Here is a 14,403-nt window from a genome sequence, read left to right on the forward strand (position 1 = left end):
GACGGTCGCGGCGAGCCTTGCATGGGATCAGAGTAAGCGCTGAAGCGCCGATGCTGATCGACCGCGAAGCATGGGACCGGAGTAAGTGCTGAAGCACTCACTCCGGTCGACAGGAGACACTGCGCATGGATCTGGATTATTCCCCCGCCGACGACGCGTTCCGCGCCGACGTCCGCGCCTGGCTTGAGGCCAACCTGCCTCACGCGCTGCGCGCCAAGGTACTCGATCACAAACGACTCGACCGCGAAGACTTCGCGAGCTGGCACCGGATTCTCGGCCAGCGCGGCTGGTCCGCGCCCGCCTGGCCGGTCGAATATGGCGGCCCGGGCTGGAACGCGACGCAGCGACACATCTGGGACGAGGAGTGCGCGCGGATCGGTGCGCCGACCGTGTTGCCGTTCGGGGTGTCGATGGTCGCGCCGGTCCTGATGAAATACGGCAGCGAAGCGCAGAAGCGCCGCTATCTGCCACGTATTCTCGACGGCTCGGACTGGTGGTGCCAGGGGTATTCGGAGCCGGGTTCCGGGTCCGACCTCGCGTCGCTGCGCACGCGCGCCGAGCGCCACGGCGATCACTACGTCGTCAACGGCCAGAAGACCTGGACCACGCTCGGCCAGTACGCCGACATGATGTTCTGCCTCGTGCGCACCGATCCGGCTGCGAAGAAGCAGGAGGGCATCTCGTTCCTGCTGATCGACATGAAGACGCCCGGCATCACGGTGCGCCCGATCGTGATGCTCGACGAGGATCACGAGGTCAACGAGGTGTTCTTCGAGGACGTGAAGGTGCCGGTCGAGAACCTCGTCGGCGACGAGAACCGCGGCTGGACCTACGCGAAATATCTGCTCGGCCACGAGCGCACCGGCATCGCGCGCGTCGGCGCGTCGAAGCGGGAGCTCGCGTTCCTGAAGCGCGTCGCATCGAATCAGCGCAAGAACGGCAAGCCGTTGCTCGCCGATCCCGTGTTCGCCGCGAAGGTCGCGGCGCTCGAAGTCGAGTTGATGGCGCTGGAAGTGACGGTGCTGCGCGTCGTCAGCCGCGAGACGAGCGGCAAGGGGCCCGGCCCCGAGGCGTCGATGCTGAAGATCAAGGGCACCGAGGTGCAGCAGGCGCTCACTGAGCTGATGGTCGAAGCGATCGGTCCGCTGGCCGCCCCGTTCGACGTGCCGTTCCTCGACGGCGAGCGCGAACACAGCATCGCGGGCGACGACGATGCGGCGCCGCTCGCCGCGTACTACTTCAATTACCGGAAGACGTCGATCTACGGCGGTTCGAACGAGATCCAGAAGAACATCATCGCGCAGATGATTCTGGGGCTGTGATCAGGGAACGGAGACAACCATGGATTTCAGCTTTACCGATGAGCAGCAGCAGTTCGCCGACGCGCTGCGCCGGTATCTCGGCGAGCAATACGGCTTCGAAGCGCGCCAGGCGATCGTGCGCAGTGATGCCGGTGTGTCGGATGCGCAGTGGAGCGCATTCACCGAGCTGGGATTGACCGCGTTGCCCGTGCCGGAGGCACAGGGCGGCTTCGGCGGCGGCCCGGTCGACATGCTGGTCGTGATGCAGGAGCTCGGCCGCGCGCTCGTGATCGAGCCGTACTGGGCGACGGCGGTCGGCGTCGAAGCACTGCGGATCGCCGGCTCGGGCGCAGGCGCCGACGCCGCGCTGCTGGAGGCGATCGCGCAGGGGCAAAAGCGCGTGGCGGTCGCGTTCCACGAACCGCGGGCGCGCTATGACCTGTACGAACTCGACACGCGCGCGCGCGAGCAGGGCGGCACGTACCGGCTGACCGGTACCAAGTCGGTGGTTCAGCACGGCGCCCAGGCGCATGCGTGGATCGTGCCGGCGCGGGTCGACGGCGGCGGCATCGACCTCTTCGTCGTCGAACGCGATGAGGCCAACGCGAAGGTGGTCGACTACCGGACCATCGACGGCCAGCGTGCCGCGACGATCGCGTTCGACGACACGCCGGCCCGACTGCTGACGGGCGGTGCGCGCGACGCGGCGGCACTCGAGCAGATCGCCGATTACGCGACTTTCCTGCTGTGCGCGGAAGCGGTCGGCGCGCTCGACGAACTGAATCGCGCGACGGTCGAATACACGAAGACGCGCGAGCAGTTCGGCGTGCCGATCGCGCGTTTTCAGGCGCTGCAGCACCGGATGGTCGACATGCTGATTCATGCCGAGCAGGCGCGTTCGCTGACCTATCTCGCGGCGGTGCGCTACGCGAACGGCGATGCCGATGCGCGGCGCAAGGCCGTGTCGGCCGCGAAGGCGCGGGTCGGCGCGGCCGCGCGCTTCGTCGGCCAGCAGGCCGTCCAGTTGCACGGCGGTATGGGCGTGACCAACGAAGTGGCCGCCGCGCACCTGTTCAAGCGGCTGTCGATCATCGAGACGACGCTCGGCGATACCGATCATCACCTCGCCCGCATCGCGGCGCTGCCCGATTTTGCGCAGACCGACGTAGCATGACGGCGACGCGCGAGCGCGCCAGACAAGGAGACTTATCCGTGGGCATCAGTTACGAAGACCTGGTGGTGGGCAGTACGACCGAAGTGGGCCGCTACACGTTCGAGCCCGACGACATCAAGACGTTCGCGAAGCGCTACGATCCGCAGCCGTTCCATGTCGACGAGGAAGCGGGGAAGGCATCGCATTTCGGCGGCCTCGTCGCGAGCGGCTGGCATACGTGCTCGGTGTTCATGAGCCTGCTGGTCCGCAAGCTCGGATCGGATTCGACCAGCATGGGCTCGCCGGGCATCGATTCGATCCGCTGGCTGAAGCCGGTCCGCGCCGGCGATACGATCACGATGTACCAGAAGGTGCACGACAAGCGCGTGTCGGAGAGCAAGCCCGATCGCGGCATCGTGTCGACCGAATGGGTCGGCGTGAACGAAGCCGGCGAGACGGTGATCACCGTCCAGACCAAGGTGATTTTCGGGCTGCGCCATCCGGGGGGCGCGAACCCATGACTGACGTGACCTTGCCGCTGATCGCATCGGCGCAGGCGTTGCGGGCGCGAGTCGGTGCGGAGCCGCTCGCGAGCGGCTGGAGCGAGATCGATCAGGCGCGCGTCGACGGTTTCGCCGACGCGACCGGCGATCATCAATGGATTCACGTCGACCCCGAGCGCGCGCGACGCGAGTCGCCGTTCGGCGGGCCGATCGCGCACGGGTTCCTGACGCTGTCGCTGATTCCCGCGTTGATGACCGACGCAATGCGCTTCGAGCAAAAGATGGGCGTGAACTACGGGCTGAACCGCGTGCGGTTCTTGAAGCCGGTGCCGGTCGGGGCGCGCGTGCGTGCGCTGTTCGCGGTGAAGGAAACCGCCGACGCCGCACGCGGCGGCATCCAGGTGACGTGGTCGGTGTCGATGCAGGTCGAGCGCCCCGACGCGCCGCTGCCGGTATGCGCGGCGGAGTTCATCACGCTGCATTACTTCTGACGCACGGAGCGGCATGCACGAATGCCGCTCCGCTCGTCATACGCTCGTCAGCGTTTCGCGTATTGCGTTGCGCCGAACAGCACTTCGCGCGCCTTGTCGTCCTGCAGCGCCTTGCGCATCGACGCGAGCACCTCGACGCCGCGCTGCACGGCCGGTCGCGCGGCGATCGCCTCGTGCCAGCGCTTCACGTTCGGCAACTCGTCGAGCACGATGCCCTGGTTCTGCCACGAGCGCGTCCACGGGAACGTCGCAATGTCCGCGATCGTGTACGCATCGCCCGCGAGATACTCGGATTCGCCGAGGCGCTTTTCCATCACGTTGTACAGGCGCTTCGCTTCGTTCGTGTAGCGGTTGACCGCATATTCGATCTTCTCCGGCGCATACAGGCGGAAGTGGTGCGCCTGCCCGAGCATCGGACCGACACCGCCCATCTGGAACATCAGCCACTCGAGCGTCGCATAGCGCGCGGCCGGATCGGTCGGCAGGAACTTGCCGGTCTTTTCCGCGAGGTAGATCAGGATCGCGCCCGATTCGAACAGCGAGATCGGTTGGCCGCCGGGGCCGTCCGGATCGACGATCGCGGGGATCTTGTTGTTCGGGCTGATCTTCAGGAACTCGGGCTCGAACTGGTCGCCCGCGCCGATATCGACCGGATGCGCGCGATACGCGAGGCCCGTTTCCTCGAGCATGATGTGCACTTTGTGGCCGTTCGGGGTCGCCCAGCTATAGACGTCGATCATCGTCAACTCCTGTATGGCAAGCGCGAAAACGGCGCCGGCGGCGCCGCGACAGGCGGTCATTAGAGCATGGATCGACACGGGCTGCTGGCGACGGAAACGCGCGCGCCGACGCGCATGCGCGGCCGGCCCGGAGAGCGCCGCGACGTTGCGCGCGGCGGCGACGGGCCGCATCGGATGGACGCGGCGGCGTGGCGCCGGTTCGAAGGCCGACGCGGCGGATCAGCGCTTGTAGCGTGGCTGGCGCTTCTCGAGAAAGGCAGTGATGCCTTCGAGGCCGTCCGCATGATGCAGCGACGCGACGAAATGATCGCGCTCGGTGCCGAGGTGCGCATCCAGCGGTTGCGCGGTCGCGTCGTCGAGCAGCGACTTGATGCGCGTGAGCGCATTCGGCGAGATGCCGGCGAGCGCGTCGGCCCATGCCAGTGCGTCGCCAAGTGCCGAGCCGGGCGCGGCAAGCCGGTTGACGACGCCGAGCGCATGCAGCCGTTCGGCGGCCACCGGCTTGCCTTCGAACAGGATCTCGGCCGCGATCGCACGCGGCAACGCGCGGGCGAGAAACCACGAGCCGCCGCCGTCGGGCGTCAGACCGACGCGCGCATACGACATCACGAATTTCGCGTCGTGTGCCGAGACGATCAGGTCGCACGCGAGCGCCAACGAGAAGCCCGCGCCGGCCGCGGCGCCTTCGACGGCTGCGATCACCGGCTTCGTCGACGCGCGGATCGCCGTGACCCATGCCGCGAGCTGATCGATGCTGTCGGCCTGGAAGGACGGATCCTTCGAGCGATTCTCGAGCAGCCGGTTCAGGTTCCCGCCTGCGCAGAAGAAACGATCGGCACCCGTCAGCACGACGGCGCGAATCGCCGGATCGCGCTCGGCGGTGGCGAGCGCTTCGATGCCGGCCGCGTACATGTCGGGATGCAGCGCGTTGCGCGCGCCGGGATTGGACAGCGTGAGGACGAGCGTCGATTCGCTTTCGGGCGGACGCGAGGCCAGCAGTTCAGCACTCATGCGAGTGTGTCTCCATCGGGTGGCGCGGCGGCGCCGCCGCGTGTGTCGCGCGGACGGGCGGAACTGACGCCGCAGCGGAGGTAATGTTGTCGTGACGAACGCACGACTTGCTTTAGACTAGCACGAACGTGCTTTTCAGCGCGATGAATCCCGATGCGGCCGGCGTCGATGCGGCCGCGCTTCAGCAAGGAAGGAGACGCCAATGCTACAGCTGTGCGGTATTCCGTTGTCCAACTACTACAACAAGGTGAAGTTCGTCCTGCTCGAGCACGACATTCCGTTCGAGGAGGCGGCGTGTGGTTTGCCGATCAGCGATCCGGCCCGGCTTGCCGATTCGCCGCTCGGCAAGATTCCGTTCCTGAAGACCGAAGAGGGGGCGCTGTTCGAGTCGCAGGTGATCGTCGAGTACCTGGCGGCGCGCTATCCCGAAAAAGGCATTTTCCCCGCGAGCCCGTTCGCGGCGGCGAAGGTGCGTGAACTGGTCGAGACGCTCGAGCTGTATCTCGAATGGACGGCGCGCGAGGTGTACACGGAAGCGTTTTTCGGCGGGAAGGTGAGCGACGGGATGAAGGCGCACGTCGAGAAGCGGCTGCCGCGCGCGATCGATGCATTCAAGCAGATGACGCGGTTTTCGCCGTATGCGCTCGGCGAATCGTTCGGCCTCGCGGACATTGCCGCGTGGGTTCATCTGCCGGTCATCGGGATGGCGACGAAGGCCATATTCGGCCGCGACTTCCTGCTCGAGGCAGGCATCGACTGGAAGGCACACGCGAAGACGGTGGGTGAACGCCCGGCCGCGCAACGCGTGGCAGCCGAGCGCAAGGCGTATGTCGAAGCGGCGAACGTCGCACGTTCGTAAGCACGGTTCCCGAAGGGCGGCGCGCGGCCGCCCGTGCGGCGCTTACAGGCGAGCCAGCCGATCGAGCGCGGACGCGAGCGTGCTTTCCTGCTTCGCGAAGCAGAAGCGGACGACGCCCGACTCGTGCGGCTCGTGATAGAACGCCGACACCGGAATGGCGGCCACGCCGATCTCCGACGTGAGCCATTTCGAGAATTCCGCTTCGGGCAGGTCGCTGATCGCCGAGTAATCGACGCACTGGAAGTACGTGCCCGTGCACGGCAGCAGCTTGAAGCGCGTGCGCTCGAGGCCAGCCCGGAAGAAGTCGCGCTTCTGTTGATAGAAGCCCGCGAGCGACAGGTACGGCGCCGGGTCGCGCAGATAGTCGGCGAGCCCCATCTGCATCGGCGTGTTCACCGTGAACACGTTGAACTGGTGGACCTTGCGGAATTCCGCGGTCAGCGCGGCAGGTGCCGCGACGTAACCGACCTTCCAGCCCGTCACGTGGTAGGTCTTGCCGAAGCTCGACACGATGAAGCTGCGCGCGGCGAGTTCCGGGTAGCGCGCGACGCTCTCGTGGCGCGCACCGTCGTAGACCATGTGTTCGTAGACTTCGTCGGACAGGATCAGCACGTTGGTGCCGCGCACGATGTCCTCGAGCTTGCGCATGTCCGCCTCGCGCCACACGGTGCCCGTCGGGTTGTGCGGCGTGTTGATCATGATCATCCGCGTTTTCGGCGTGATCGCTGCCGCGAGGCGGTCGAACGGGATCGCGTAGTCGGGCGCTTCCAGCGTGACGAACACGGGCTTGCCGCCGGCGAGCTCGATCGACGGCAAGTAGCTGTCGTAGGTCGGCTCGACGACGATCACCTCGTCGCCCGGATGCACCGCGCACAGGATCGCCGTCAGCAGCGCCTGTGTCGCGCCGGCCGTCACGGTGATTTCGGTGGCCGGATCGTAGCGCCGGCCGTACACCTGCGCGATCTTGTCGGCGATCGCGTCGCGCAGCGGCGCGACGCCGGCCATCGGCGGATACTGGTTGTGCCCGTTGCGCATCGCGGTTGCGACCGCATCGACGATGCGCGGATCGCAATCGAAATCAGGAAAACCCTGGCCGAGGTTCACCGCACCTTTTTCGGCGGCAAGCGCGCTCATGACCGTGAAGATCGTCGTGCCGACGTTCGGCAGGCGCGAGGGGAAAACGGGCGTCGTTGGCATATCTGAAGGAGCGTTCATCGATACGGTCGGATTCGGATGGGTTGCGTCAGGCGGGCGTCGCCGTGGCGGGCGGCGCGGCGTCGAGTGCGCAGGCTTCCACGAACGGCGCGGGTTGCGCGATCCTGAAACCGAAGTCGCGTGCGGTGCGCTTCGCGAGCTTCAGCAGCGCGCGGTCTTTCGACACGAGCCACTCGGCCTGCGCGGCGCGGGCGAGTTCGAGAAATTTCTGATCGTCGCGGTCCTTGCACTTCGGCAGCGGCGGCGCGTCGGCGTCGACGGGCGGTGGTTCGACGAGGCTCGCGAGCCGGGCGACCGTGGCGAGCGCGTCGGCCTTGTCGATCGCACGCGACTGGAACTGCGGATAGTCGAGCACGTATTCGAGTTCGGTCAGGCAGCGGCCGTCGATCACGGCGGCAAGCATGCCGTGCTCCAGCGCGGCACGGATCGGGCGCGTAGCGGGGTCGTCGAATACGAGGATGTCGATCCAGACGTTCGAGTCGAGCACGACGCGGTGTGCGGCATGCGGGGCGAGAGAGCGGGCCATTCGTTACAATCGGAGGTTTTCGTCTGACCGCAAGGCACGGCGTGCCAGCGAGCCTCTATGATAATCGTTCTCTCTCCCGCCAAATCCCTCGACTACGATACGCCCCCGCACGTCCAGTCTTACACGAAGCCTGCATTCGTCGACGACGCATCGGAGCTGATCGACGGCCTGCGCAAGCTGTCGCCGCAGGACATCGCGACGCTGATGGATATCTCCGATCCGCTCGCGCACCTGAACTTCCAGCGCTACGCCGACTGGTCGCCGACGTTCACGCCGGCCAACGCCAAGCAGGCCGTGCTGGCGTTCAATGGCGACGTCTACGAGGGTTTCGACGCGAAATCGCTGTCGTCCGCCGATCTCGACTATGCGCAGCAGCACGTGCGCGTGTTGTCGGGCCTGTACGGGCTGCTGCGTCCGCTCGATCTGCTGCAGCCATACCGGCTCGAGATGGGCACGCGGTTCGCGAACGCGCGCGGCAAGGATCTGTATGCGTTCTGGGGCGACCGCATCACGCGGGCGCTGAACGAGCAACTCGAGACGCGCAGCGGCGCCGCGCGCGTGTTGATCAACTGCGCGTCGACCGAATACTTCAAGTCGGTCAAGCCGAAGCTGCTGGCCGCACCGGTCATCACGCCGGTATTCGAGGACTGGAAGGGCGGCCGCTACAAGATCATCAGCTTCCATGCGAAACGCGCGCGCGGCCTGATGGCGCGTTTTGTCGTCGAGAACCGTATCGCCGACCCGAAGGCGTTGAAGGCATTCGCGACCGAAGGCTATGCGTTCGATGCGGCCGCATCGAACGATTCGACTTACGTATATCGCCGGCGCGTCGGCGAGTGACCCTGCGGGCCGTTCACGAGACGGCCTGCGCATGCATGAGACTGGATGGGCGGGATACCGTCTGCTTCGGGCTTCGCATGGGACCGGAGGTAAGCGCTGAAGCGCTAACTCCGGTCGACAAAGGAGAGATAGATGGCCCTTTCGATTACCAGTAATTTCGACGCAGGCGCAATCGACGTCGTGTCGTGCGACCGCCCCGATGCAATCCGGCTGCGCGTGCGCGGCGACAATCGTTCGGAATTCGCGCAATGGTTTTACTACCGCTTGACGGGAGCGCGCGGCGAGCGATGCGTGATGACGTTCGAGAACGCAGCCGAATGCGCGTATCCGTCCGGCTGGCGCAACTACCACGCGGTGGCGAGCTACGACCGGGTCGACTGGTTCCGCGTGCCGACGACGTTCGACGGCAAGACGATGACCATCGACCATACGCCGGAGTTCGACAGCATCTACTACGCGTATTTCGAACCGTACTCGGAAGAGCGTCACGCGGCGTTTCTCGGCGCGGTCCAGCAGTTGCCGCAGGCGAGCGTCGTCGAGCTCGGCCGCACGGTCGAAGGCCGTCCGATGTCGCTGCTGACGCTCGGCACGCCGGAAACCGATGGTGCGCCGAAGAAGAAGGTGTGGATCATCGCGCGCCAGCATCCGGGCGAGTCGATGGCCGAGTGGTTCGTCGAAGGCCTGGTCAAGCGGCTGGCCGGCTGGGGCGACTGGGCCGGCGATCCGGTGGCGCGCAAACTCTACGATCGCGCGACGTTCTACATCGTCCCGAACATGAACCCGGACGGCAGTGTGCACGGTAACCTGCGCACCAATGCGGCCGGCGCGAACCTGAACCGCGAGTGGATGGCGCCCGATGCCGAGCGCAGCCCCGAGGTGCTGGCCGTGCGCGACGCGATCCATGCGATCGGCTGCGACATGTTCTTCGATATTCACGGCGATGAGGATCTTCCGTACGTGTTCGTCGCCGGCTCGGAGATGCTGCCGAGCTTTACCGAGCAGCAGGGCAAGGAGCAGGCTGCGTTCATCGACGCGTTCAAGGTCGCAAGCCCCGATTTCCAGACCGAGCATGGCTACGCGGCGAGCAAGTACAAGGAAGATGCGTTGAAGCTCGCGTCGAAGTACATTGGCCACCAGTTCGGCTGTCTGTCGCTGACGCTCGAAATGCCGTTCAAGGACAACGCGAACCTCCCCGACGAGCGCGTCGGCTGGAACGGGGAGCGCAGCGCGGCGCTCGGTGCGGCGATGCTGGCCGCGATCCTGGTGCACGTCGACACGTTCGCGTAAGCGCAGCCGTCGTCGCATGTAAAAAACCGACGCATCTCGCGATGCGCCGGCTTTTCTGCTGCTGTCGTTGCCGCTCCGCCGTATCAGGACTTCTTCGCGGTTTTTTTCTTCACGGCTTTGTGCTGGCCGCTTGATTTCTTCGTTGCGACGGCCTTCTTGCTGCCGGTGCGGCCCGATGCCTTCGCCTTGGCTTTGCCGCGGTGCGACTTGCCCTTGAACTTCTTCGTCGAAGACGACGAACGCTCGACGCGCGGCTTCAGCGGCGGAACCGGATCGTTCCAGCTGAACGCGAGCATTTGCTGGCCGACATAGCCGCAACGGAATTTCAGCGGCGTCGGATCGCTGCCGTCGCTGTGGATGCCGAGCCCGTCGACGGTGACGATATTGTCGACTTTCACGCGCTGCTTGCCTTGGTCGAACGAGTCGTTCCACGGCGTGATCGTCGCGTTGCCGCTGTCGAATGCATTCGGCGCGAAGTCGACTCGGTCGAAGGCCGTCGACGTGCTGGCGATGAAGCTGCCGTGCGCCGCACAATCGGCAGCGAGCGGATCGGCATGCATCTCGTTGACGAATTTGTTGATCAGTTCGGAGCGCTGGTCGAGCAGGTCGGCGAATACCGGAGCGGGAAGCGCAAGCGACAGGCCCGCGATACAGGCTGCCAGCTTGCCGAGCGCCCGGAAAATCCGGAGCGAGGCAGGTGAGCTGTCCATCTGGTTATTGGTGAGGAGCGAAGGAGACATCGGGCACGTATAGATGCCCGATGAAGAACAGGAGTTCAATCTTAGCGTAAAAAAGTTGTGCGGCAGTAGGTGACGTATTCGGCGCGCGCCGCGGAAGCCCGTCGGTATGCGGGTGCGCCGAGCCGATCCGGAGGAAATTCAGGCGCGCGGGCCGCCGAGGCGGTAGCGCCGGACGTCGAAGGTCGTGACCCACGCAGGGCGATAGACGGCGATGAGTGCCGTTGCCATGCCGGTGAACCATGCTTCGCCGAGCGCGAGCAGCGCGGTGTTCAGCAGATAGCCGGCCGGAATCACGACGGGCACGCCGTCCGCGAGCGCGAGCTGGACACCGGCTGCCGCGGCGGCGACCGCGACGATCGCGATGGCCGGCGACAGGAAGCCCTGCCCGGTGATGAACGACGCGAGGTTGTGCGGCAACCACGCGAGCGCGGCGCGTTGCAGCAACGCCGACACGCCGACAGGCAACGCACCGTAGATCAGATAGGTCAAGCCGATGCCTTGCCACGGTGCATCGAAGATGACCGCGGCAATCGCCGTGACGGCGCCCATGGCGACCAGTGCGAGTGTCCAGTCGAACAGCGTGACGAGCAGCGTTGCGCCAAGCAGATGCATGACGATGCCATCTTCGAGCCATGCGTTCGAGGCCCACAGGACCGTGATCGCAGTGACGAGCGCAAGCCACACGTGCTGAAGCGTGGCGTCTTGCAGACGGACGAAGGGGCGATTCCAGATCGCGAGCGCGAGCAGGGCCACGGCGGCGATCCAGCCACCGATGCCAACCCAGAGCGGAAGCGGTGTGAAAAGAAAACCCATGCGTCCATATTACTCGTTGAGCATCAAAGGTGGGAGCCTGCGCATGCCCGACCGTCGCAATATCGAGACTGTTTGCCTAGCGTCCGCGCCGGAACCGTGCCGGCGGCTCGGCGGCGAGCGGCAGGTCCTGCGTGCCGGCATTCGCGATGGGCAACGGGTACGGATGGTCGTGCCGTTGCGTACGCAGCGGAGCCGGGCCGTGTTCGCCGACGGCCGGCTTGCGGGCGCGGTTGCGGTTCGCCAGCAGCACCTCGAGATGGGGCGACAGCCAGCCGTTGTAGATCGCGACCGCGGCGGCGCGGTTTGCGGCGCCGAGCTGCTGGAAGATGCTCGCGAGGTGGATTTTCACAGTGCCTTCGCTGATGCCGAGCGTACGCGCGATCATCTTGTTCGTGCTGCCCATGTGGACGAACCGCATGATCTGCGCTTGGCGCGGCGACAGGAGGCCGCTCGGCGGGCGCCGGGGCAGCGAGCCGGCGAGCGTCTGGAAATGGGCGTCGTGGCGCGCCGTCGCCGTCGCCGTGGACGGCAGCAGGCTGAGGGCGATCGGCGGAATGTAGTATCCGCCCAGCAGGACGATCTCGAGCGCTCGCACGATCAGGTGCGGCCGCGTGGAGTGCGGGATCACGCCCGCGACGCCGTAATTGAAGAAGCGTTGGATGGCGTCGGGCGAGATGTCGTCGACCAGAACGGCGACCGGTGTCGGCGAGCACGCGTTGCCGAGTGCCTGAAGCTCGCTGAGCCGACCCACGTCCAGCCAGTCGATCGCGACGAGGTCGAAACGCTGGGTGCGCAGCAGCCGGCGCGCCTGGAAACCGTCAGGCGCATCGTTGATGCTGGCGTGCCGGTCGATCTGCCGCAACAGGGTCTTCAGTCCGTCACGCCGTTCGGCGTCTGAGTTAAGTACCAAGAACCGCATATTCAACCTCCGTAAAGTGAGTCATTCACTGCTGTCGGGTATTAGCTGGCCCCGATAATGACAAAGACCTTACACGATGTCTGCTTGGCTGAAAGGCTTAGGAAAAGTTCGAAATTTTGGACGACCGGCGTCGGATAAGAAAAAAGCCGCTTCGGTAGGCACCGGAAGCGGCTTTAAGCAGGGCAGGCCATCGAGGCCTGCGGGGTGGGTCAGTGGAAGTGCGGCTGGGCGGGCGACGCGTCTTCCGGCATTTCCGCATGGACGATTTCGCCGAGCGGATCGGCGTAAAGTGGCACGCCGCAGTCGTCGCAGTATTCGGGTTCGAAGCGACCCGCGTGCCGGCGGATGTCGGTTACGCCGCATTCTTTCAGCAGGCTCACGATTTCCTCGAGCGGCCCTTCGATCGGGGCTTCGCCTTCGAGCGTCGCGTTGTCGATCGATACGTCGCCGTTTTCACGGCCGTAGAGCGGCCACACGACGCCGTAGATCACGTCGTTGCTGGCACGCCGCGTGAAGCCGACGCGATACTCGTCGATACGACGTTCGCCGAAGCCGGCGACCACCGCGCGCAACTCCTGCGGCGCCGCACCAAGTGTGTCGAATAGATAACGAATGGCCGTTCGGACGGTGTGCGGACGCACGCGTTCGTCCGCATCGCGACAGGCCGAGTAGTACGCGTCCGGAAGCAGGCATTCGAACTCGCAGCCGGGCAACGCGATCGACAGGTTCGGGCCGCCTTGAGCCGTCCATTGTTCGAGGCACTGGCCGCGCTCGATCCGGCTGCCGTTTTCTTCCTCCTGCCAGCGGAACAGCGGCGAGCCGGCCGGCGCGGCGACGACCGCCAGCAGGAAGCGCGGATCGGCCAGGATCGGTGAGGTTTCCGGCAGATCGCCGAAGCTCAGCTTCGGGGGCTGCTGGCCGATCGCCGCATGGGCGAGTTGCTGAGCGAGCCGATAGGTTTCCACGTGATGCCGCGGCAACTGGTCGATGCTGTAGAGGAACGGTGCGAGGCCGACGAGGGTGCCGTTCGCGAGCACATGCGCCTGCAGGTGCGTTCGCAGCGCGTCGGCAACGTCGCTCTTGAGCGGGCCCGACGGAATCATGTAGCGCGTCCAGGCGAGAACCGGGACGGCGACCAGCAGCGCATCGTAGGGTTGGCCGTCGTGTTCGATCATCATCGACTCGCTGTGCGTCTCGGCCATGTCGGCGAGCGCGCCGTAGGCGTCGGGATGATTTTGCTGAAGATGGTCGAGCGCGGCGTCGAGCGTGGTCTGATTGCCGTTGCGGACAATCTTGGCGAGCAGCGCATCGAGCTTCGCTTCCCAGAAGCGATCCTCGATGCGGCTGCCCGACGCGAAGAGCGCAAGTGACAGACCGACCAGTTTGTCGGCATCGGGGGGGAGGCGTTTGGCGATTCGCTGGCGCATATTAAAGACGTATATAGAAAGAGGCGAAGAACCTCACATTCTAGTCCGTTCTTTGCACCATAAGCGGCATTGTGCCCAGGCATGGCCGGACGGCCGAATTCCGGCGTTTGTAAAAAAGTTGCTTCAAACCCCTTGCGCTCACGGTGTGGGCTGAATAGAATCACGCCTCTTTCGCGCTAACGGAAACGCGGCGCGGGAGGAAGGGAAGCAGTGCTGTTGGGGTTCGGAGTAACGAGCCCGACGGCGCAGGAAGATGGCCCCGCAGTCGCAACGATGTCGTGCAGAAAGTTGTTGACGCGCTGCGAAACACGGTTCATAATCTCGCTTCTCTGCTGCTGAAAACGCAGCGCTGCCGGGAAACTTCAGGATCCCTCGCAGAATGCTCTTTAAAAATTAACAGCCGATAAGTGTGGGCGCTTGATGAAAGCGAGCTGATCCTCGGATCAGATAGCAAAAGTATCAAGAGTCTCACACTAAAGTAAGTCAGGTTTATGAAGTGATTCATATTCCTGTCAGCTTTGAGTGAGCGACCGGTTCTTAACTGAACCGAAAACAGTAACAGGTTTGAACTGAAGAGT

The 14,403-nt window shown here is 65.1% G+C and carries 15 protein-coding genes; 7 read left to right on the forward strand and 8 right to left on the reverse strand.

The window, feature by feature from the left end:
• Positions 1 to 125: 125 nt before the first annotated feature.
• The 4 genes from WT97_RS24615 to WT97_RS24630 are packed head-to-tail and all read left to right on the forward strand — an operon-like array spanning position 126 to position 3,448.
• On the forward strand, positions 126 to 1,322 hold the full coding sequence (locus tag WT97_RS24615) for an acyl-CoA dehydrogenase family protein (RefSeq protein WP_059499252.1): 1,197 nt from the start codon (positions 126 to 128) through the stop codon (positions 1,320 to 1,322).
• Between the two features lie 19 nt (positions 1,323 to 1,341).
• Positions 1,342 to 2,475, forward strand: coding sequence for an acyl-CoA dehydrogenase family protein (locus WT97_RS24620; RefSeq protein WP_060354578.1), 1,134 nt, complete (start codon positions 1,342 to 1,344; stop codon positions 2,473 to 2,475).
• A 38-nt stretch (positions 2,476 to 2,513) separates the two neighbouring features.
• On the forward strand, positions 2,514 to 2,975 hold the full coding sequence (locus WT97_RS24625) for a MaoC family dehydratase (protein WP_059499254.1): 462 nt from the start codon (positions 2,514 to 2,516) through the stop codon (positions 2,973 to 2,975).
• Complete coding sequence (locus WT97_RS24630; RefSeq protein ID WP_059499255.1) at positions 2,972 to 3,448, forward strand: MaoC family dehydratase; 477 nt, start codon at positions 2,972 to 2,974, stop codon at positions 3,446 to 3,448. Before WT97_RS24625 ends, WT97_RS24630 begins: the two co-directional genes overlap by 4 nt.
• Before the next feature lie 47 nt (positions 3,449 to 3,495).
• On the opposite strand, the gene WT97_RS24635 is transcribed toward WT97_RS24630, so the two are convergent.
• Positions 3,496 to 4,188 (reverse strand): glutathione binding-like protein, encoded by a 693-nt coding sequence (locus WT97_RS24635; RefSeq protein WP_059499275.1) that lies wholly within the window; start codon positions 4,186 to 4,188, stop codon positions 3,496 to 3,498.
• Between the two features lie 219 nt (positions 4,189 to 4,407).
• Entirely contained in the window at positions 4,408 to 5,199 is a 792-nt protein-coding gene (locus WT97_RS24640; protein ID WP_059499256.1) for an oxepin-CoA hydrolase, alternative type, read from the reverse strand.
• A 202-nt stretch (positions 5,200 to 5,401) separates the two neighbouring features.
• Between WT97_RS24640 and WT97_RS24645 the strand changes: the two genes are divergently transcribed.
• A complete protein-coding gene (locus WT97_RS24645) occupies positions 5,402 to 6,058 on the forward strand; it encodes a glutathione S-transferase (RefSeq protein ID WP_059499257.1) in 657 nt (218 codons plus the stop codon).
• 42 nt (positions 6,059 to 6,100) lie between these two features.
• Here the strand turns inward: WT97_RS24645 and WT97_RS24650 are convergent, their stop codons facing one another.
• A complete protein-coding gene (locus WT97_RS24650; RefSeq protein WP_060354579.1) occupies positions 6,101 to 7,273 on the reverse strand; it encodes a pyridoxal phosphate-dependent aminotransferase in 1,173 nt (390 codons plus the stop codon).
• A gap of 28 nt (positions 7,274 to 7,301) precedes the next feature.
• On the reverse strand, positions 7,302 to 7,799 hold the full coding sequence (locus WT97_RS24655) for a putative toxin-antitoxin system toxin component, PIN family (RefSeq protein ID WP_059499259.1): 498 nt from the start codon (positions 7,797 to 7,799) through the stop codon (positions 7,302 to 7,304).
• Positions 7,800 to 7,856: 57 nt separating this feature from the next.
• Here WT97_RS24655 and yaaA point away from each other — a divergent pair, with 57 nt between their 5' ends.
• Both yaaA and WT97_RS24665 read left to right on the forward strand, forming a co-directional pair.
• On the forward strand, positions 7,857 to 8,639 hold the full coding sequence (yaaA, locus tag WT97_RS24660) for a peroxide stress protein YaaA (protein ID WP_059499260.1): 783 nt from the start codon (positions 7,857 to 7,859) through the stop codon (positions 8,637 to 8,639).
• Positions 8,640 to 8,771: 132 nt separating this feature from the next.
• Positions 8,772 to 9,926 (forward strand): M14-type cytosolic carboxypeptidase, encoded by a 1,155-nt coding sequence (locus WT97_RS24665; RefSeq protein WP_059499261.1) that lies wholly within the window; start codon positions 8,772 to 8,774, stop codon positions 9,924 to 9,926.
• 83 nt (positions 9,927 to 10,009) lie between these two features.
• Here WT97_RS24665 and WT97_RS24670 read toward each other — a convergent pair whose 3' ends face one another.
• The 4 genes from WT97_RS24670 to WT97_RS24685 all read right to left on the reverse strand — a co-directional run bounded on the left by WT97_RS24670 (position 10,010) and on the right by WT97_RS24685 (position 13,825).
• On the reverse strand, positions 10,010 to 10,666 hold the full coding sequence (locus WT97_RS24670; RefSeq protein WP_059825086.1) for a BspC domain-containing protein: 657 nt from the start codon (positions 10,664 to 10,666) through the stop codon (positions 10,010 to 10,012).
• A gap of 138 nt (positions 10,667 to 10,804) precedes the next feature.
• Positions 10,805 to 11,479 carry an energy-coupling factor ABC transporter permease gene (locus WT97_RS24675; RefSeq protein ID WP_011545801.1) on the reverse strand — a complete coding sequence of 225 codons (675 nt, stop codon included), beginning with the start codon at positions 11,477 to 11,479 and terminating at the stop codon, positions 10,805 to 10,807.
• A 76-nt stretch (positions 11,480 to 11,555) separates the two neighbouring features.
• Positions 11,556 to 12,398 (reverse strand): response regulator transcription factor, encoded by an 843-nt coding sequence (locus WT97_RS24680; protein WP_060354580.1) that lies wholly within the window; start codon positions 12,396 to 12,398, stop codon positions 11,556 to 11,558.
• A gap of 209 nt (positions 12,399 to 12,607) precedes the next feature.
• Positions 12,608 to 13,825, reverse strand: a complete 1,218-nt coding sequence (locus WT97_RS24685; protein ID WP_060036738.1) for a DUF2863 family protein — start codon at positions 13,823 to 13,825, stop codon at positions 12,608 to 12,610.
• Positions 13,826 to 14,403: the final 578 nt, after the last annotated feature.

Source organism: Burkholderia sp. MSMB1459WGS, assembly GCF_001534535.1.
Taxonomy (GTDB): domain Bacteria; phylum Pseudomonadota; class Gammaproteobacteria; order Burkholderiales; family Burkholderiaceae; genus Burkholderia.